We start from the raw sequence: 18,405 nt of genomic DNA on the forward strand, positions 1-18,405 counted from the left end.
CCGTGGTGGCCGGGGGCTCAGGCGCCGTAGCAGGCCGGATCTCAGGCGCCGGGGCGGGCGGCGAGCCGTTGGTGCGGTTTCGCGTCGCAGGGCGAACCGTTGGACGCGATGGTCAGCAGCCTCTTCGCCTTCAACTCGGTTTCCTGCCACTCCCGTTCAGGGTCCGAGCCCCAGGTGATGCCCGCTCCGGCACCGAAGTTGAGGCACTCCCGGGCCCGGTCGATCCAGAACGTGCGGATGCCCACGGCCAGTTCGCCGGTACCGCGATCGGCGTCGACCCAGCCGATGCCGCCGCAGTACGGCCCACGCGGTGCGGTCTCCAGGGCGGCGATGATGCCGAGGGCGCTCTCCTTCGGAGCGCCCGTGACGGATCCCGGCGGGAAGGTCGCGGCCAGCAGCTCGGGCCATCCTGTTCCGTCCCGCAGCTCGCCCCTCACCTTGGAGACCAGGTGGACGAGCCCGGGATGGCGTTCCACCGCGCACAGTTCCGGCACGGTGACACTGCCGGTGGCGCACACCCGGCCGAGGTCGTTGCGGACCAGGTCGACGATCATCACGTTCTCGGCGTGGTCCTTCTCCAGGAGATCCGCCTCGGTACGCCCGGTGCCCTTGATGGGACCCGACTCGATCTCCCGCCCGTCGCGACGCAAGAAGAGCTCCGGGGAGGCTGTGGCCACCTCAAGCCCCGGGCCCGGCAGCCTGATCAGACCGGCGTACGGCGCCCGGTGGCGCGCGGCCAACCGGTCGGCCAGCGCCTCGATGTCGGCGTCGGCCGCGACGGGCGCCGACAGCACGCGGCAGAGGTTGGCCTGGTACACCTCGCCGCGTGCGATGTGCCCGCGGATCCGCCGTACGCCCGCCGTGTACGCATCGCGGTCCAGCGAAGTCGTCCACAGCCCGGGCGTGGGACCGTTCCAACGGGCATTTCGGGCCGGGTGTCGCGCGGCGGGCCGTACGTCGCGGAAGCGGGCGCAGGTCAGGCGTCCTTCGAAGTCGGCCACGACGGTCCAGAAGCCCGCGGAGTCGAGCGCGGCGGGGTCATGCGTGACGTCGGCCAGTCCGGTCGCCACCCGGCCGCCGAGCCGGGCCAGCGGGGGGAGTTCCCTCATGTCCGGCACCTTTCCCGAGCGCGGAGACGGACCGTGCGAGCCCTCGTCGCCCGGCACGGCGCCGGGCATGAGGTGCCCAACTCGCTCATGCGGGCACGGTCTTGGGCACGGCGTTCCACTCGGCCGCCCGGAGGGTGTTGACCATCAGCATGGCGATGGTCATCGGGCCGACCCCACCCGGTACGGGCGTGATGCGGCTGGCGATGCCGTCGAGTTCGGCGGCGCGGACGTCGCCGGTCAGGCCGTCGGGGGTGCGGTGGATGCCGACGTCGATGACGGTGGCGCCGGGCTTGACGTGTTCGGGGCCGATGAGCCCCCGTACGCCGGTGGCGACGACGACGATGTCGGCGGGGCGGGTGACGGCGGCGAGGTCGGCGGTGAACTCGTGGGCGACCGTGACGGTGGCGCCGCGCCGCAGCAGCAACTGGGCCAGGGGGCGGCCGACGAGTTCGCCCCAGCCGACGACGGCGACGCACGCGCCCCTGAGCTCGATGCCTTCGGCGTCGAGGAGTTCGACGACGCCGCTCGGGGTGCAGGGGCGCAATCCCCGTTCCCCGCGCGCCAGTCGGCCGGCGCTGGCCGTGGTCAGACCGTCGACGTCCTTGGCGGCGGGGATCCGGTCGATCAGGGTCGCGGCGTCGAGTTGGGCGGGCAGGGGCAGTTGGAGGAGGATGCCGGAGACCTCCGGGTCGGCCGCCAACTCGTCGATGACCGCGGCGACTTCGTCCCCGGAGGCGTGCCGGGAGAGGTGCCGGTGGAAGTCGCGCATACCGGCCTCGCGGATGGCACGCCGTTTGGCCGCGACGTAGACGGCGCTGGCCGGGTCGTCGCCGACCAGGACCGTCGCCAGACCGGGAACCCGCCCGCAGGCCGCGGTCTCGGCGACCCGTTCGGCGACCCGGGCCCGAATGTCACGGGCGATCCGGGCCCCGTCGATGGTGGTTGTCATGATGGCGAACCGCTTTCTGCTGGTGAGCACTTCGCCCGGTGAAGAGGACCGCCTGCCGAGGTCGCGGCGGGCCGACCGCGGGCGCAGACGTACGGCACCGGGACCGCGCGTCGGACGGGGTGCCTGCCGTGTCCACCGCCTCCGGTGACCCGGGGCGCGACACAACCGCCGTTCCCCGCACGGGTGTTGGGCCGACACGTGGTTCAGGCGAAGACGATGGTGTGCTTGCCGTTGCGGATGACGCGGTCCTCGGCGTGCCACAGCACCGCGCGGGAGAGGACGGCGCGTTCCACGTCGGCGCCGCGCCGGGTGAGGTCGCCGGCGGTGTGGGCGTGGCTGACCCGCACCACGTCCTGCTCGATGATCGGGCCCTCGTCGAGGTCCTCGGTGACGTAGTGGGCGGTCGCGCCCACCAGCTTCACACCGCGCTCCTTGGCCTTCGCGTACGGACCGGCGCCGATGAAGGCGGGCAGGAACGAGTGGTGGATGTTGATGATCGGCACACCGACCCGCTCGATGAAGTCGCCGGAGAGGATCTGCATGTAGCGGGCGAGGACGACGAAGTCGACGTTGTCCTTGAGCAGCCGCAGATGCTCGGCCTCGGCGGCCGACTTGTCCGCTCCCATGGACGGGACGTGGAAGAAGGGGATGCCGAACGACCGCACCTCCTCGGCCGTGTCGGGGTGATTGGAGATCACCATGGCGATACTGACGGGGAGTTGGCCCTGACGGTGACGCCAGAGCAGGTCGAGCAGGCAGTGGTCGGACTTGGAGGCGAAGATCGCCACCCGCTTCGGCACGGACAGGTCGCGCAGCGTGTAGCTGAGGCCGTACGGCTTCACCAGCTCCTTGTCGAAGTCGGCGCGCAGACCGGGCAGTTCGGCCCGCAGGCCGTCCAGTCCGAAGACGGTGCGCTGGAAGAAGGCGCCGCCCTGCGGGTTGTCGGAGTACTGGTCGAGGGAGACGATGTTGGCGCCGTGCCGGCCGAGGACCGAGGTCACGGCCGCGACGATGCCGGTGGCGTCGGCGCCCTGGACGATCAGCGACGCCTGGTGTCCCGCTCCCCCGGTCTTCTTGGCGGTGCCGGTGGGCGCGGCCTGCGTGAGGGTCATACGAAGTTGTCCTTCCTGAACCGGGCGATCCACTCGGACGTGGCCCGCAGGCCGCCGAAGGTGTAGAAATGGATCTTTATGTCTCCGTGGCGGGCCGGGTCGTGGCCGTCGGCGAGCGCGCGCAGGAACTTGTCGGGGCCCGCGGTGCCCATCAGGTTGGTGATGGACAGGCCGTACTTCTTGGCGATGGAGGCGCTGGTGCCGACGCCGAACCGGGCGGCGTAGGACATCAGACGCCGTACGCCGGCCGGGCCGGGGACGCCGATCCGGACGGGAAGCGTGATGCCTTCCGCACGGACCTTCTCCAGCCAGGCCAGGACGGGATCCACGTCGAAGCCGAACTGGGTGATGACGCTGCCGTCGAGCTCCTGCCCGGCGATGGACGCGCTCTTCTCCCGCAGCGCGGACCACAGCGCGTCCCCGGCGATGTCCGGGTGGCCCTCGGGGTAGCCGCTGATGCTGACGTGCCGGACGCCGTACTCCCGTAGCAGTCCCGTCTCGATGAGCGCGAGCGAGTCCTCGTACGGGCCCTCGGGATGGGCGGGGTCGCCACCGACGGTGAAGACGTTGGCACCGGTGCCGTCGGCCCGCAGGGCGGCGAGGAACTCCTCGAACTCGCCCTGCGAGCCGAGGCGTCGGGCGGAGATGTGCGGTACCGGCACGAAGCCGAGCCGCTTCACCGCCCGGGACGCCTCCAGGCGCATGGCGAGGTTCTCGTTGCCGAGAAAGGTGACGTTGATCCGGGTGCCCTGCGGGATGGAGTCCCGGGCCTCTTCCAGCTTCGGAACGTCCTTGCCTGTCATCTCCAGGGAGAAGTCCTCCAGCAGCGATGTACTCACCGCCGCCGAGGCTGTGCTGAGGGGGTTCATCGTGCTCCTTGTCGATGGAGAAGGGGGGAAAGCAGGGCGGTGGGCGGCCGGACGTGACACCAACTCCGGCGATGTCCAGCGCGCCCCAAAGGGGCGCGGGGCTGTATCGATATGCGGCTCCGCCGCGTGGGCGCGACCAGCCGCCACAGACCCGCGGACGACAGGCCGACTCCGCGAAGCGCTATCCGTTACGCCGATACTCGGTACGCGCATGCCGGTCGAACGGGCTCGGCTGAACCGTGGCGCGGATGCGCGGGAACCCGAGGTCGGCCTCGGGGTCGGTACCCAGCCCCGGGTGCTCGCCCCACACCACCGTCACCTCGGTGCCGGGCTCGGCGTGCGCGGAGTCGATCAGCGTCTGCGCCAGGACCGTGCCGACCGGGTCGATCGACGCGGTCTGCATGGTCGTACCGACCAGACCTGCCGAGGTCTCCACCCGGTGGCGGGCGTAGGTGAGGACGAAGCCGGGGTCCTCTCCCCCACCGACCACCCGGCGCACGTCGTCGGCGTCGAACACCAGAGTGACCTTCGTGCGGCGGGGCTCGTCCTTCGCCTTGAGCAGGGCGTCGCGGCCGTGGAAGTCGTGCCCGAAGTGGATCAGCTTGCCGTAGCCCAGCTCGTACGGGGAGACGTAGTAGTCGGCGATGTCCTCCGAGAAGTAGCTGCCGTTCAGGGGACGCTTCCCCTCGATGCCGAACAGGGGCAACCAGGCGCGGTATTCCGCGAGTTCGGGGTCGACGTAGATGCCCGGGACCGGCGAGGGGATCCAGCCGCTCTCCACGCTCGGGGTGGTGTACGCCAGCGCGCCGACCTGGACCAGGCCCAGTGGCTCACCGGCCCTGAGGAACGCCTCGTGCACATACGCCGCGTGCTCCCACGGACCGATGAACTCGTAGCCGGCCTGTCCGGCCATGCCGTGGCGCAGCGCCCCGAAGGAGCGGCCGTCCAGGGTGACGGGCGTGGAGTGGAAGAACTTGGTCTCCGGCAGCGGGCCGCCGAAGACCTTCCCGATCAGCTCCAGTGCCAGCGGACCCTGGATCTGGTAGCGGAACAGCTTGGGGTCACCGCCGCCGGGGCGGAAGGCGGAGGAGGGGTCGGTCTCGAAGGCGACGTCGTAGCCGCCCTTCTCCGCGTGGTACCGCACCCAGTGCTGGGCGGCGGGGACGCCGCTGAGGAGGTACGTGTTCTCGGCGCGCCGGGCGAGGATGCCGTCGGTGACGATCTTGCCGTCCCGGGTGACGGGTACGTACTGCTTGGCCTGGCCGACCGCGAACTTCTCGAAGTTGTTGGCGCCGTAATCGGCCAGCACACGGGTGGCGTCGGGGCCCTCGATCCACAGGTCGTACATGTGGTGCGAGAGGTTGAGCAGTGCGACGCCCTCGTGCCAGGCCGCCTGCTCCTGGCGCCAGCCGACGTACTCCCGCTCGACCACCTCGGGGGTCCACGGCTCGGCGTTCGGCTGCCACAGCAGACCGATCGGCGAACCGGCCTTGTCGATGCCGTCCTGAAGACTGGGGATTGCCATTGCGGCTCCTCTCAAAGCTATCTCCCCGAAGTACTAGATCGATCTAGTGACGCGGCTCGTCACGTTGTGACCGGCTCATTTCGGGAAGGGAAAGGGGGATCGCTAGAACGATCTAGCGCAAGTTAGCAGACGTGTTTGGAGCTTGGCGAGACTCGTGCGGCGCCTTTCTGCACCGGCTCCGCACGACGGTCTCCGACGCCGAGACCTGACGGTCGCCCGCCCAGGCGGCGGCCACGCACACCGCGTGCAGGCTGGAGCGGACGTCGTGCACGCGCACGCAGAACGCGCCGGCCGCGGCAGCCAGCGCCGACACCGCCGCGGTGGCCGCGTCACGGTCGACCGGCACGGAGTCGATCCCCGCCCGGTCGCTCAGCGCGGCACCGATGAAACGCTTCCTGGACGCCCCCACCAGCACGGGGAAACCGGCGGCCCGCAGGTCGGGCAGACGCGTGAGGAGTTCCCAGTCGTGGGCGGCACGCTTGGCGAACCCGAGTCCGGGATCGAGGATGACGCGCCCCGGATCGATTCCGGCCGCGGTGAGCGCCTCCACGCGGCGCAGCAGTTCGGAGGTGACGTCGCCGACGACGTCGCCATAGACCGCGTGACGGTCCATCTCACGACTGGGCGCACGCCAGTGCATCGCCACGTACGGCACCCCGGCCGCCGCGACGACGGCGGCCATGGCGGGATCCGCCAGCCCTCCGCTGACGTCGTTGACCATGCACGCGCCGGCCTCGATCGCGGCGCGGGCGACCGCCGCGTGCATGGTGTCCACACTGACGGCCACCTCCGCACGCACCAGCTCCCGCACCACCGGCACCACACGGGCCAACTCCGCCTCCACCGGGACGGGTTCGGCTCCCGGCCGGGTGGACTCGCCGCCCACGTCGACCAGGTCCGCACCCTGCTCGGCGAGCCGCAGGCCTCGTTCCACGGCCCGTCCGGTCTCGGCGTACCGGCCACCGTCGGAGAACGAGTCGGGGGTCACGTTCAGGATGCCCATCACCAGACATCGGCCGGGCCGCGGGAGCCCCGCCGGGCCTCTCGGGGGTGGTTGCGCGCACGCGCATCGCATGTCGATCATCGGTCGAACGACCTCCTCCGCCTGCGGGCCGTACGCCCTGCGAGCTGGAAAAGCTAAATCGATATAGCGAACACGTTACAGCGGATTGCTAAATCGTTCTAGTCCTCGGCGGTTCAATTTCGTCGCCCGCCATCTGACGCCGCCCCCCGACGTGGGCGCAGCGGTCGTGACCGACCAAAGCGCTGCGGCTCCGGACGGCGGACGTGTCCCGCAACCGGATCTCGTCGCGGCGGGCGACCAGGTCACCGACCGGCTCGGCGCGCAGCCGGGCGACCGCATGACCGGCGGCCGGACCGGTGATGCCACAGACCACACCCATGGGCAGCAGCGAGCGCGCCCCGGCGACGGCGTCGTCCTCCCCACGCGCATCACCACGCGGATGTGCGGCGCGACGCCGTGGGCGGCGAGGGCCACGGCCACGTTGTCCAGGTCGTCGGAGCCGACAGCGGCCGGCGCCCGGGCGGGACCGAGACGCAGGTCATGGGGTCGACGTCCCGCCTTGAGACATGACGGTGAGCCGGGAGGCAGCCGACCGATGGGAGCCCGCCCGGGAAGCCGAACCGGTCGTCAAGTGACCTTCGGCCGGCGGTGATCGTCGAGGATGACCGACGAGGAAGCCACGGTCGGCCTTCCGATGGCGCCGCGGCGTACCGCCCCTCGCCCGTCTCTTCAAGACGGCTCGGCCTCTTCAAGACGGCTCGGCGCGACGACGCGAGAGTACAGAGGGACGCGGAACTTCCGATACGGGCCCGCTTCAGGCTCCTGACCCCCACCCCGCCGTACCGTACGGTTCAGCGGTTCGGTGCCGTACGAAGCAAGGCAATGCGATCCGACGGAACCGGTGCGCTCGGCGTCCCGCAGCCGCCCGCGCCTCGGCTTCCGTCGGCCTCCATACAATGAGTGAACGCCGTGTCGCTGGGACTCAGGTGCGCACGACAACGTCGGAGCAGGGGTGATGGGGACGTCCAGAAGAGTCACGCTGAACGACGTGGCCGCGGCGAGCGGTGTCTCTCGCGCCACCGTCAGTTTCGTTCTCAACGACGACCCCCACCAGACGATCTCGGCCGCCACCCGCGACCGGGTGAAGGAGGCGGCCCGAACTCTCGGCTACGTTCCCCACGGCGTGGCACGAGCCCTGCGCGAAGGCACCTCGCGGGTCGTCGTCCTGAACATCGACGCGGGCATGGAAGGCGCGTACTCCCGCAGCTACATCCACGGGCTCGACGCGGAGTTGGCCGCCCACGACCATGTCCTTCTGGTCCGGCCCGGCCACCACACCGCGCAGTCCACCCAGCAGATCCTCGACGCCATCGTCCCCCGCGCGGTGATCCGTTTCGGCGAGACGTACCTCACCGGTCACGCACTCGACGACCTGGGAGGCGGCTGGCGCAACGGTCTCGCCGCCCACACCGCCCTCCAGCTCCGCCACCTCGTCGACCACGGCCACACCCGTATCGCCGTGGCGCTGCCGGACACCGAGTCACCGCTCGCCGCGGCCCGCCTCCGCTTCACCGGGCATGCCGCGCAGAACCTCGACATCCCCACTCCGGTGTCCTTCGTCGCCCCCCAGGACCGGTCCAACTGCGCCGACGCCGTCAACGCCTTCCTCTCCGGCGCACCCGAGGTGACCGCGATCGCCGGCTTCAACGACGACGTGGCCCTGCGCGTCCTCACCGCCCTGCGCGACCTGGGCCGGCGGGTACCGGACGACACAGCCGTGATCGGTTTCGACGACAACGGCTATGGCGAACATGTCGTCCCCACGCTGACCACGATCAGTGTCGACGGCGAGGCCCACGGCCGACTCAGCGCCCGGCTCGCCCTGGGGCTCGACACCAGTGGTCTGGAGCCCCCGCCCGCCCGAGTCGTCGTCCGCGAGTCGATCTGACGGGGCGTGCCACTCCCCGGCTGCGGCTTCGCCGTCCCGTCGTGGTGACTGCGGGCTCCGTCGCAGGGCGGAGCTCCGCATCATGACCGTGCGCCGCACACCGTCTCCCCGGAGGTACGCGCTTCACCCGCGGTGATCACGGAAACGGCGTCGTGGACTACACACACCGGCCGGAGGACCAACGCGCTCTCGCCGGCACAGGCGAGCACCGCCTCCGGGTCTGCGGCCAGGCTCGGCTTCACGTGCACGCGTTCACCGCCGAGAGCGTCCGCCGTGATCGCTGCCGATCGCCGCTGATCGCCGCTGATCGCCGCTGATCGCCGCCAGTGCCACTTCCCAAGGCGCGATCAGTTGTAGTCCTCGGCCGGTCGTGCGCCGCCGGAACGTCCCAGCCGGGCCAACGGCGTCGACCTGGAAAAGCGCAGGTCCGAAGCTCGTACGATCCGGAACGTGGCCTGCGGCCCGCCCCCCCCCGTCGGCCATCCGCCTCCAGAAATTCCGCGCCCGGTCCCTTGAGCGCACCAGAGATGTACCGTACCGTACAGTTCACTCCGCCGACGAAGGCTTCCCTTCCTTCGGCGCGCCCGCCCGTACGTGCCGCACCCATCAGCCGCGACACCACCGAGCCGGGTCACTCACGACGCCAGGCACCGCAAACGGCTTCGCCCCGCCGCCACAACGGCCGGCGCCACGCCCTTGCCGCCATCCCACTTACGCACCGCGACGACATGGAGAACCCGATGGCACACCTCGAAGACCAACTCCAGGCGGCCGGAGGCCCGTTGGGCCTGCTGCGCAGCGGCCGTTCCGGCGCCTACCCGTTCCCGATCAAAGCCGAGTTCACCAACTGGCGTGACGAGCAGGAGAGTTGGCGCAACTCGGCGGCCCTGATGGACCTGTCCCACCACATGACCGACCTCACCGTCCAAGGACCCGACTGCTACCGGCTGTTGGCCGACGTCGGCGCCAACACCTTCCAGGGCTTCGGCCCGATGAAGGCCAAGCAGTTCATCGCGGTCAACCACGACGGCCACATGATCGGCGACTGCATCCTCTTCTGCCTCGCCGACAACCACGTCCGCCTCGTCGGCCGCCCGCCAGCCCTCAACTGGGTCCAGTTCCACGCCGAGACCGGCGGCTACGACGTCACCCTGCGCCGCGACGAACGCACCGCGCAGAACCCGGACGGCCGCGAGTTCTTCCGGCTCCAGCTCCAGGGCCCGCACGCCTCGGCGATCTTCGAGAAGGTCAACGGCGGCCCCATGCCCGACATCCCCTTCTTCAGCATGGGCACGTTCACCATCGGCAAGCACGAGGTCACCGCCCTCAACCACCGCATGTCGGGCTTCCCCGGGCTGGAGTTCTTCGGCCCCTACGAACACATCGACGACGTCCGCGACGCCGTCCTGGAAGCCGGCGAACCCTTCGGAGTCCGTCAGATCGGCGCCCGCGCCTACGCCTCCGTGGCCACCGAGTCCGGCTGGATCGCCAACACCGTCCCCGCCGTGTACTCGGGCGAGAGCATGAAGACCTACCGCGAATGGCTCGGCGTCAGGACCTTCGAGGCCAACCTCTCCCTCGGCGGCAGCTTCGCCTCCGACCGCGTCGAGGACTACTACGTCACCCCCTGGGACCTCGGCTACGGCCACATCCTCAAGTTCGACCACGACTTCATCGGCCGCGAGGCCCTGGAGCGCCGGAAGAGCGAGAAGCACCGCCGGAAGGCGTGGCTGGCCTGGCACCGCGACGACGTCGCCCGGGTCTTCGCCTCCCAGTACGAACAGGGCGACCGGCGCTTCAAGCACATCGAGATGCCCGCCGCCTTCTACGCCGCCTCCCAGTTCGACCGCGTCGAGAGCAACGGCCGGCTCGTCGGCATCTCCACGCTGTGCAGCTACACCTCCAACGTCCGCGGCTGGATCTCCGTCGTCATGATCGACGACGACGTACGGTACGGACAGCAGGTCGAACTGATATGGGGCGAGCCCGACGGCGGCTCCGCCAACCCCACTGTCGAACGCCACGCCCAGACCACCATCCGCGCCACCGTCACCCGCAGGCCCTTCGCCGGCCACAAGCGCTGACAACGACCGGCTACGGCATCTCCCCCGCTCCCGGCGGGGCACCAGGCAGGCGGCTCCCGCCCGGTGCCCTGCCCGCACTTCCCCAGCGCCCCTCCCCACACCTGCGCGAGCACTCGCCCCGACGCTGAGACGGGAAACCCATGACGCACCTGGATCCACTCCCCGAACAACCGGTCTCCGCGTTCAACACCAAGCGAGCCGAGCACGCCGTGCGCGAGCTGCTGATCGCCGTCGGTGAAGGCCCCGAACGAGAAGGACTGCGCGACACCCCCGTGCGCGCGGCGAAGGCGTACCAGGAACTCACGGTCCACGTCGGGTACGTCCCCGCCGCGAACGGCCGGATCACCGGACTGTCCGAGCCGGCACGGCTGGTGGAGGTGTACGCACGCCGACTCCAGATCCAGCAACGCCTCACCGGACAGATCGCCGACGCCCTGACGGGCATCCTGGACGAACGCGGCGCCATCGTGGTCGTCGAGGCCGAGCACATGTGCATGTCGGCCCGCGGCATCCGCGAGCCCGGGGCCCGGACGACGACATCCGCCGTACGCGGCCAACTGCGCAGGTCCGCGACGCGAGCCGAAGCGATGAGCCTCATCCTGGCTCGTTGACGACAGCGCCCGTGACCAGTGAGCGCCCGCCACGAACTCAGCCCGCCGTACCTGGATTCGCCTCAAGCGCCCTGCTGGTGGATCCCGCCCAGGAAGCCTACGAGTGGGCGGCGGACTGACGGCGGGAGCGTGCCGTACGGCCCCGGCGAGGGCGGAACTCTACCGACAGTTTGGGCTACGCCTCACATGTGACCATCAAAAAAGACGATGCCGGCCGAAGCTCGGCCAACATCATCCGTGTGTTCAGAGATTGTGATTGTGTCCGAGGGGGGACTTGAACCCCCACGCCCGATAAAGGGCACTAGCACCTCAAGCTAGCGCGTCTGCCATTCCGCCACCCGGACTAGGTGTCTGCCGCCTGGCCGGGGGTGTTCCCCGCGGCGACACGGACAACAATACCAAGCTTTCGGAGCGCCTTTCACCTGCATATCCGCCCCCGGGAGAGCCGGCCGCGGCGGACCTGCCACCGGTACGCACGCGTCACCATCAGCGATCCCATGGCTGCACGGAGAGGTCGGATTCCATCGCCCCGAACCACACAGGCGTGACAACAGTATTCTGTATACTGTTGTCACCAACGACCCTGGCTCGGAGGCGACATGGCGGATCTGGATTCCGAGGTGGTACTGGGAATGGCGGCCCAGGCACCCGACGGCATAGTGATCATCGACGGCGAAGGACTGATCCGGTACTGGAACCGGGGCGCGGAGCGCATCTTCGGGTTCTCGGCGGCGGACGTGGCAGGTCGCAGTCTGGACCTCATCATTCCCGAGAAGCACCGGAAGCGTCATTGGGACGGTTTCCGGACGGCCATGGACCGAGGAGCCACCAAGTACGGGGACGCGGACCTGCTGAGCGTTCCCGCGCTGGCCGCGGACGGCCGCACGCTGTCCATCGAGTTCAGCGTGGTGCTGTTGACCGCTCCCGACGGCGGCGCGCATGTCGGAGCGGTCATCCGGGACGTCACCGCGCGACGGGCGCGGGAGCGGGAGTCGATGCGGCGGCGGGCCGAGGCCGCGGCGGACCGTACGACAGTCTGAGCGGAAAGCGGCACGTACGCCCGGCGCCCCGCGCACGAGAACCGTGCGCGGGGCGCCGTCGTGACGGTTCGGGTCAGGCGACGACCCGGCCGTCGTGCAGCTTGCGGATGTCGTCCGCGTCGTAGCCGAGGTCGGCGAGCACCTCGTCGGTGTGCTCGCCGAGCAGCGGCGCGCCCTTGATGTCGGGCGCCCAGGAGGAGAACTTGATCGGGCTGCCAACGGTCAGGTACGTGCCGCGCTCCTTCTGCTCGACCTCGACGATCGTGCCGCTCCTGCGCATGTCGGGGTCCTCGGCGAGCTCCTTCATGCTGAGCACGGGGGCGCAGGGCACCTCCCATTCGCGCAGGATGTCGACCGCCTCGTACTTCGTCTTGTCCGCGAGCCACTTCTCGATCTCGCCGAAGATCTCCATGATGTGCGGCTGGCGGGCCCGGGCGGTGGTGTACTCCGGGTCGTCGATCCACTCGGGGTGGCCGATGGCCTCGGCGGTGCGCTTCCAGTTCTGCTCCTGGACCGTGAAGTAGATGTAGGCGTTGGGGTCGGTCTCCCAGCCCTTGCACTTCAGGATCCAGCCGGGCTGGCCGCCGCCGCCGGCGTTGCCGCCGCGGGGCACGGCTTCGCCGAACTCGCCGTGCGGGTACTGCGGGTACTCCTCCAGGTAGCCGACCTTGTCCAGGCGCTGCTGGTCACGGAGCTTGACCCGGGTCAGGTTGAGGCAGGCGTCCTGCATGGACACCGAGACCTTCTGGCCCAGCCCGGTCTGGTTGCGCTGGATGATCGCGGCCAGCAGGCCGATCATCAGGTGCATACCGGTGTTGCTGTCGCCGAGGGCCGAGCCGCTGATGGTGGGCGGGCCGTCCCAGAAACCGGTGGTGGACGCGGCGCCGCCAGCGGCCTGGGCCACGTTCTCGTAGACCTTGAGGTCGTTCCACTTCGACTCTTCGTTGAAGCCCTTGACCGAGCCGAAGATCAGCCGTGGGTTCAGCTCGTGGATGTAGTCCCAGCCCAGACCCATGCGGTCCATGGCGCCCGGCGCGAAGTTCTCGACGAGGATGTCGGACTCGCGGATCAGCTTCTCCATGACCTCCTTGCCCTCGGGGGTCTTGGTGTTGATGGCCAGCGAGCGCTTGTTGCTGTTGAGCATGGTGAAGTAGAGGGCGTCGAGGTCGGGTATGTCCCGCAGTTGCTGCCGGGTCACGTCGCCGCCGTTGATGCGCTCGACCTTGATGACGTCGGCTCCGAACCAGGCGAGCATCTGGGTGCATGCGGGACCGGCCTGCACCCCGGTGAAGTCGATCACCTTGATTCCGGCGAGCGGCACGTCCTGCGAAGATGCAGCACTCATGTTGGCTTCCTTCTCGTGAATAACGCGTGCGGGGAGGGAGTTGAGGGTGAAGGTGCTTACTTCTTCGCCGCCGTGATGTTGCCGACGGTGATGCCCTTTGGGTTGAGGTGCGCGATGTGGCCGCTCTCGGTGCCGGCCGAGGGGTCGATCACGCAGTCGATGAGCGCGGGGCCGCCTGAGGCCAGTGCCTCGGTGAGGGCGGCGGTGACCTCGGCGGGCGTGGTCGCGCGATAGCCCTTGCCGCCGAACGCCTCGATCATCAGGTCGTGGCGGGCGGCGAGCATCAGGGTCGTCGGGGACGGTGCGTCGCCCTGCGGGTTGACGTCGTCACCGCGGTAGACACCGCCGTTGTTCATGATGATCGTGACGACCGGGAGCTTGTAGCGGCAGATCGTCTCCAGCTCCATGCCGCTGAACCCGAAGGCGCTGTCGCCCTCGACGGCCACGACCGGTGCGCCGCTCTCGACGGCGGCGGCGATCGCGTATCCCATGCCGATTCCCATGACGCCCCAGGTGCCGCTGTCGAGGCGGTGGCGCGGTACGTGCATGTCGATGACGTTGCGCGCGATGTCCAGCGCGTTGGCGCCCTCGTTGACGAGGTACGTCTCCGGGCGTGTATGCAGCACATCGCGTACGGCCTTCAGGGCGCCCATGAACTGCATGGGGTGCGGGTCGGCCTTGAGCCGCTCGGCCATCTTGGCGACGTTCTGCGCCGACCGCGTGCCCAGTTCCTCGCGCCAGGCGGCGGGCGCCGCGATCTGGCCGGGCTTGGTGCGTTCGGCGAGTGCGTCCAGTACGGACTCGATGTCGCCGACGAGCGGGGCGGCGATGGGCTGGTTGCTGTCCATCTCCTTGGGCTCGATGTCCACCTGGATGAACTTGGCGTCGGGGTTCCAGCTCGGTCCCTCGCCGTGGTTGAGCAGCCAGTTGAGGCGGGCGCCGACGAGCATCACGACGTCGGCCTTCTTCAGCGCCAGCGAACGGGCGGTGGCCGCGGACTGCGGGTGGTCGTCGGGCAGCAGCCCCTTCGCCATCGACATCGGTACGTACGGGATGCCGGTGGACTCGATGAACTCCCGGACCTTGGCGTCCGCTTGGGCGTACGCGGCGCCCTTGCCGAGGACCACCAGCGGCCGTTCGGCGCTCGCGAGGAGTTCGATCGCGCGGTCCACGGCCTCGGAGGCGGGGAGTTGACGCGGCGCCGGGTCGACGAGCCGGCTCAGCGTCCTGGCGCCCTCCTCGGCGGGCAGGATGGAACCGAGCACCGCGGCGGGGATGTCGAGGTAGACACCGCCGGGGCGCCCGGAGATCGCGGTGCGCAGCGCGCGGGCGATGCCACGGCCGATGTCCTCCACCCGGCTGACCCGGTAGGCGGCTTTCACGAACGGCTGTGCGGCGGCGAGTTGGTCCATCTCCTCGTAGTCGCCCTGTTTGAGGTCGACGAGGTGGCGCTCGCTGGAGCCGGAGATCTGGACCATCGGGAAGCAGTTCGTGGTCGCGTTCGCCAGCGCCACAAGCCCGTTGAGGAAGCCTGGTGCGGACACCGTCAGCGCCACACCCGGCTTCTTCGTGAGGTAGCCGGCGGCAGCCGCCGCGTGTCCGGCGTTGCTCTCGTGACGGAAGCCGATGTAGCGGATGCCCTGCGCCTGCGCGAGGCGGGCCAGGTCGGTGATCGGGATACCGACCACCCCGTAGATGGTGTCGACGTCGTTCATCCTGAGCGCGTCGACGACCAGGTGGTACCCGTCGGTGAGCTCGGTCGGAACGTCGGCTGCTGCCGCGGTCTCCAGTGTCGAGGGGGCGGTCATGGTCCGAGGTCCTCCTTGGGCAGGTCCTGCCGTGCGGCTACTCCTCTCACCATCCGCAGCGCGCTCGTCCGCGTCCAAGACCGATCGGCGACCAGCCGATAAACAACATCTATCGATGGCTGGTGGGGGCGTCGCAACTCCCTTGATAGACGGCTGCTATCGACCGTTCGGCAGTACGTATTGGACGCGCACCGTGCACCACCGCAGGCTCGCAGAGGACGGTTTCGTCCGACTTGGCGCGAGGAGGTGGGGTCATGGCGGCTCTGGCTGCGGCATCCGTGCGCGACGCGAACCGATACCGGCCTCCGGCTGTCACGGGTCTCGTCGATCTCGTCGACCGGCATGTGCGGGAACGCCCGTACGCCCGGGCCCTGGTCGTCGGCGGGGACCGGGTGCACCTGTCCTACCGGGCTCTGGCCACCCTTGCGGACGAGGTGGCGGCCCGTCTCGGCCGCGCGGGGCTGCGCCCGGGGGATGCGGTCGGCCTGATCTGTGCCAACTCGGCGGAGTTCGTGGTCGCGCTCCTCGGTGCGGCGCGTGCCGGCCTCGTGGTCGCTCCACTGGACCCCGTGCTGCCCGGGTCCCAACTCGCCACGCGGCTGGGGGCGTTGGGTGCGCGGGCGGTGCTCCTGGGTCCGGCCGCGGCCGAGGTCCCGCTGCCGGTTCCGGCCTGGCCCCTGCGCGTGGACGTCTCCCGCGCCGGCACAGCGGCGGTGGTTCTCAAACCCGGCGAGTGCGCGATGCCCCAAGTCGAGAGTGCGGCGTGCGAGTTGACGGGCCAGGACGCCCTGGTCCTGTTCACCGCCGGCACCACCGACCGGGCGAAGATGGTCCCGCTGACCCACGCCAACGTGGCCGCGTCCGTCCAGAACATCTGCGCCACCTACGAGTTGGGCCCCCAGGACGCGACGGTCGCGGTGATGCCGTTCTTCCACGGCCACGGGCTGTTCGCGGCGCTGCTGGCGACCCTGGCCGGCGGGGGCTGCGTCCTGCTGCCGGAGCGGGGCCGGTTCTCGGCGGGCACGTTCTGGGACGACATGCGTGCCGCCGCGGCCACCTGGTTCACGGCGGTCCCGACCATCCACGAGATCCTCCTGGACCGGTCCGAGCATGAGTATCCGGGCCCGCAGGTGCCGTCACTGAAGTTCGTACGGAGTTGCAGCGCGCCTCTCAACACCGCCACGCAGCGGGCGCTGGAGCGGACGTTCGGCGCACCGCTGCTGTCCGCCTACGGAATGACCGAGTCCACCCACCAGGCGACCAGTGAACCGCTGGAGCAGCGGGGTGCGCTGAAACACGGGTCGGTCGGCCGGGCGACCGGCGTCGAGGTCCGCGTCGTCGACCGCGACGGGCGTCCGTGTCCGGCGGGCGTCGAGGGCGAGGTGTGGGTGCACGGTCCCACCGTCGCCCGCGGCTACCTCGCCGACCGGGACGCGACGGCGTACAGCTTCGTCGACGGCTGGCTGCGCACCGGCGACCTGGGGGCACTGGACGAGGACGGGTTCCTGTCCCTGACCGGGCGTATCAAGAACCTCATCAACCGCGGCGGGGAGAAGATCTCGCCCGAGCATGTCGAGGACATCCTCGCCGGATGCCCGGGAGTCGCCGAGGCGGCGGTGTTCGCCGTCCCCGACGCGACGTACGGGCAACGGGTCGGCGCCGCCGTGGTGGTGCGCGAGGGCGAGAGCGTCGGGGCCGAGGAGATCCTGCAGTACTGCCGTGACCGGCTGGCCGCGTTCGCGGTGCCCGACCGGCTCGAACTGGTCGCCGCGCTGCCGCACACCGCGAAGGGTGGCCTGGACCGCAAGGCGGTGCAGGCCCGGTACGGGTCGTGAGCGTGTCTGTCTGAGTGCCAGGTATGGCAGCGCCCTGAAGGGGCGCGGGGCTGTATCGATATGCGGCTCCGCCGCGTGGGCGCGCCCAGCCCCCACCGCCCCGCAGCAAACGAACCGCATAACCAGCGGAGCGCTAACGCACGCGGTGCTCGGTCGGGAGCGGCCCGTCGAACAAGTCGTCCAGCGACAGCCCGGTGGCCGCGTTGACGAACGCCCGGGCGGCGACCGAGCCGGGGGTCCCGGCGTGGATCGCCACCGAGACCTGGGCGCCGGCCTCCGGGTCGACCAGGGGCAGCGCTCGCGTCCGGCCGATCACCGGCATCGCGCGCAGCCAGGTGTTCGGCACGATGCTCGCCCACCCGCCGCCGCCCACGTGTGCGTAGAGGGAGGCGATCGAGTCCGTCTCCACCTGGGGGGTCACGACGAACCCCTTGTCCGCGAACACGGTGTCGATGATCTGGCGGATCCGCATGTCCGGCGTCAGCAGCGCGAGCGGCAGCTGGGCCGCGTCCGCCCACGTCATCGTGGAGGCCTGCGACGTCAACTGGTCGTCCGACACCAGCAGCATGTACCGCTCCTGGTACAGGGGGACGACCTGGAGGCCTTCCTGGTCGCCCGGATCGAAGTGGGCGATCGCCACGTCAAGCTCGAAGTCGCGCAGCTGGCGGTGGAGTTCCTTCGTCGACAGCCGCGAACGGACCTGCACCTTCGCCAGTGGATGCGCCGCGCAGAACGCGGCCACGGGAAGCGCCAGGGTCGTCGACGCCGTGGGGTCGGTCCCCAGTCGCAGCGTCCCCGTGATGCCCGACTGCACGGCGGCCACCTCGGCCTTGAACGCGTCCTGCTCGGCGAGGATCCGCTTGGCCCACACGACGAGCCGCTCGCCCTCGGGGGTGAGGCCCTGGTAGTTGTGCCCGCGGTTGATGAGCGTGACGTTCAGCTCTCGCTCCAGCTTGGCTATCGCCGCTGACAGCGCGGGCTGGGACACGTAGCACGATTCCGCCGCCCGGGCGAAGTGCCGTTCCCTCGCCACCGCCACGAAGTATTCGAGCTGCCGGAACAGCATGAACGACTCCCTTCCACCCGGTGCCACACCGGATCGCCCCCGCCCCGAGGACTGCAATCTTCATGGTGGCTCCCCTCAGG

14 protein-coding genes and 1 tRNA gene are annotated in these 18,405 nt (G+C 70.0%); 5 read left to right on the forward strand and 10 right to left on the reverse strand.

Annotated features, from left to right (window positions below):
• Positions 1–41 precede the first annotated feature (41 nt).
• The 6 genes from AC31A1_RS16670 to folP form a co-directional block, all read right to left on the reverse strand.
• Positions 42–1,109, reverse strand: coding sequence for a chorismate-binding protein (locus AC31A1_RS16670; protein WP_489654066.1), 1,068 nt, complete (start codon positions 1,107–1,109; stop codon positions 42–44).
• 85 nt (positions 1,110–1,194) lie between these two features.
• Positions 1,195–2,058, reverse strand: a complete 864-nt coding sequence (locus AC31A1_RS16675; protein ID WP_489654067.1) for a bifunctional 5,10-methylenetetrahydrofolate dehydrogenase/5,10-methenyltetrahydrofolate cyclohydrolase — start codon at positions 2,056–2,058, stop codon at positions 1,195–1,197.
• 203 nt (positions 2,059–2,261) lie between these two features.
• On the reverse strand, positions 2,262–3,170 hold the full coding sequence (gene purU, locus AC31A1_RS16680; protein ID WP_489654068.1) for a formyltetrahydrofolate deformylase: 909 nt from the start codon (positions 3,168–3,170) through the stop codon (positions 2,262–2,264).
• The gene (locus tag AC31A1_RS16685; RefSeq protein WP_489654069.1) at positions 3,167–4,039 is read right to left on the reverse strand and encodes a methylenetetrahydrofolate reductase; all 873 of its coding nucleotides are present in this window, start codon (positions 4,037–4,039) and stop codon (positions 3,167–3,169) included. The genes purU and AC31A1_RS16685 overlap by 4 nt, the downstream gene beginning before the upstream one ends.
• Positions 4,040–4,220: 181 nt before the next feature.
• Positions 4,221–5,564 (reverse strand): aminomethyl transferase family protein, encoded by a 1,344-nt coding sequence (locus AC31A1_RS16690; RefSeq protein ID WP_489654070.1) that lies wholly within the window; start codon positions 5,562–5,564, stop codon positions 4,221–4,223.
• A 112-nt stretch (positions 5,565–5,676) separates the two neighbouring features.
• On the reverse strand, positions 5,677–6,567 hold the full coding sequence (folP, locus tag AC31A1_RS16695; protein WP_489654071.1) for a dihydropteroate synthase: 891 nt from the start codon (positions 6,565–6,567) through the stop codon (positions 5,677–5,679).
• A gap of 1,036 nt (positions 6,568–7,603) precedes the next feature.
• On the opposite strand from folP, the gene AC31A1_RS16700 reads away from it, so the two are divergent.
• From AC31A1_RS16700 to folE, 3 genes are all read left to right on the forward strand, one after another.
• Complete coding sequence (locus AC31A1_RS16700) at positions 7,604–8,536, forward strand: LacI family DNA-binding transcriptional regulator (RefSeq protein WP_489654072.1); 933 nt, start codon at positions 7,604–7,606, stop codon at positions 8,534–8,536.
• Between the two features lie 740 nt (positions 8,537–9,276).
• Positions 9,277–10,620, forward strand: coding sequence for an aminomethyl transferase family protein (locus AC31A1_RS16705; protein ID WP_489654073.1), 1,344 nt, complete (start codon positions 9,277–9,279; stop codon positions 10,618–10,620).
• Between the two features lie 140 nt (positions 10,621–10,760).
• Positions 10,761–11,231 carry a GTP cyclohydrolase I gene (gene folE, locus AC31A1_RS16710; RefSeq protein ID WP_489654074.1) on the forward strand — a complete coding sequence of 157 codons (471 nt, stop codon included), beginning with the start codon at positions 10,761–10,763 and terminating at the stop codon, positions 11,229–11,231.
• A gap of 259 nt (positions 11,232–11,490) precedes the next feature.
• Here the strand turns inward: folE and AC31A1_RS16715 are convergent.
• Positions 11,491–11,575: transfer RNA gene (locus tag AC31A1_RS16715), tRNA-Leu, on the reverse strand.
• A 255-nt stretch (positions 11,576–11,830) separates the two neighbouring features.
• Here AC31A1_RS16715 and AC31A1_RS16720 point away from each other — a divergent pair.
• Complete coding sequence (locus AC31A1_RS16720) at positions 11,831–12,271, forward strand: PAS domain S-box protein (RefSeq protein ID WP_489654075.1); 441 nt, start codon at positions 11,831–11,833, stop codon at positions 12,269–12,271.
• A 73-nt stretch (positions 12,272–12,344) separates the two neighbouring features.
• Here AC31A1_RS16720 and frc read toward each other — a convergent pair whose 3' ends face one another.
• Entirely contained in the window at positions 12,345–13,616 is a 1,272-nt protein-coding gene (frc, locus tag AC31A1_RS16725; protein ID WP_489654076.1) for a formyl-CoA transferase, read from the reverse strand.
• A gap of 56 nt (positions 13,617–13,672) precedes the next feature.
• Positions 13,673–15,424 carry an oxalyl-CoA decarboxylase gene (gene oxc, locus AC31A1_RS16730; protein ID WP_489654077.1) on the reverse strand — a complete coding sequence of 584 codons (1,752 nt, stop codon included), beginning with the start codon at positions 15,422–15,424 and terminating at the stop codon, positions 13,673–13,675.
• A gap of 254 nt (positions 15,425–15,678) precedes the next feature.
• On the opposite strand from oxc, the gene AC31A1_RS16735 reads away from it, so the two are divergent.
• On the forward strand, positions 15,679–17,259 hold the full coding sequence (locus AC31A1_RS16735; RefSeq protein ID WP_489654078.1) for a FadD7 family fatty acid--CoA ligase: 1,581 nt from the start codon (positions 15,679–15,681) through the stop codon (positions 17,257–17,259).
• A 133-nt stretch (positions 17,260–17,392) separates the two neighbouring features.
• Here AC31A1_RS16735 and AC31A1_RS16740 read toward each other — a convergent pair whose 3' ends face one another.
• Positions 17,393–18,325, reverse strand: coding sequence for a LysR family transcriptional regulator (locus tag AC31A1_RS16740; protein ID WP_489654079.1), 933 nt, complete (start codon positions 18,323–18,325; stop codon positions 17,393–17,395).
• Between the last annotated feature and the right edge of the window lie 80 nt (positions 18,326–18,405).

The organism is Streptomyces sp. P5F9 (assembly GCF_057961495.1).

Bases quoted from the DNA above. Each gene is read 5' to 3' on its own strand.
- AC31A1_RS16670 (WP_489654066.1), bottom strand. From the start codon at position 1,109: ATGAGGGAACTCCCCCCGCTGGCCCGGCTCGGCGGCCGGGTGGCGACC.
- AC31A1_RS16675 (WP_489654067.1), bottom strand. From the start codon at position 2,058: ATGACAACCACCATCGACGGGGCCCGGATCGCCCGTGACATTCGGGCC.
- purU (WP_489654068.1), bottom strand. From the start codon at position 3,170: ATGACCCTCACGCAGGCCGCGCCCACCGGCACCGCCAAGAAGACCGGG.
- AC31A1_RS16685 (WP_489654069.1), bottom strand. From the start codon at position 4,039: ATGAACCCCCTCAGCACAGCCTCGGCGGCGGTGAGTACATCGCTGCTG.
- AC31A1_RS16690 (WP_489654070.1), bottom strand. From the start codon at position 5,564: ATGGCAATCCCCAGTCTTCAGGACGGCATCGACAAGGCCGGTTCGCCG.
- folP (WP_489654071.1), bottom strand. From the start codon at position 6,567: ATGGGCATCCTGAACGTGACCCCCGACTCGTTCTCCGACGGTGGCCGG.
- AC31A1_RS16700 (WP_489654072.1), top strand. From the start codon at position 7,604: ATGGGGACGTCCAGAAGAGTCACGCTGAACGACGTGGCCGCGGCGAGC.
- AC31A1_RS16705 (WP_489654073.1), top strand. From the start codon at position 9,277: ATGGCACACCTCGAAGACCAACTCCAGGCGGCCGGAGGCCCGTTGGGC.
- folE (WP_489654074.1), top strand. From the start codon at position 10,761: ATGACGCACCTGGATCCACTCCCCGAACAACCGGTCTCCGCGTTCAAC.
- AC31A1_RS16720 (WP_489654075.1), top strand. From the start codon at position 11,831: ATGGCGGATCTGGATTCCGAGGTGGTACTGGGAATGGCGGCCCAGGCA.
- frc (WP_489654076.1), bottom strand. From the start codon at position 13,616: ATGAGTGCTGCATCTTCGCAGGACGTGCCGCTCGCCGGAATCAAGGTG.
- oxc (WP_489654077.1), bottom strand. From the start codon at position 15,424: ATGACCGCCCCCTCGACACTGGAGACCGCGGCAGCAGCCGACGTTCCG.
- AC31A1_RS16735 (WP_489654078.1), top strand. From the start codon at position 15,679: ATGGCGGCTCTGGCTGCGGCATCCGTGCGCGACGCGAACCGATACCGG.
- AC31A1_RS16740 (WP_489654079.1), bottom strand. From the start codon at position 18,325: ATGCTGTTCCGGCAGCTCGAATACTTCGTGGCGGTGGCGAGGGAACGG.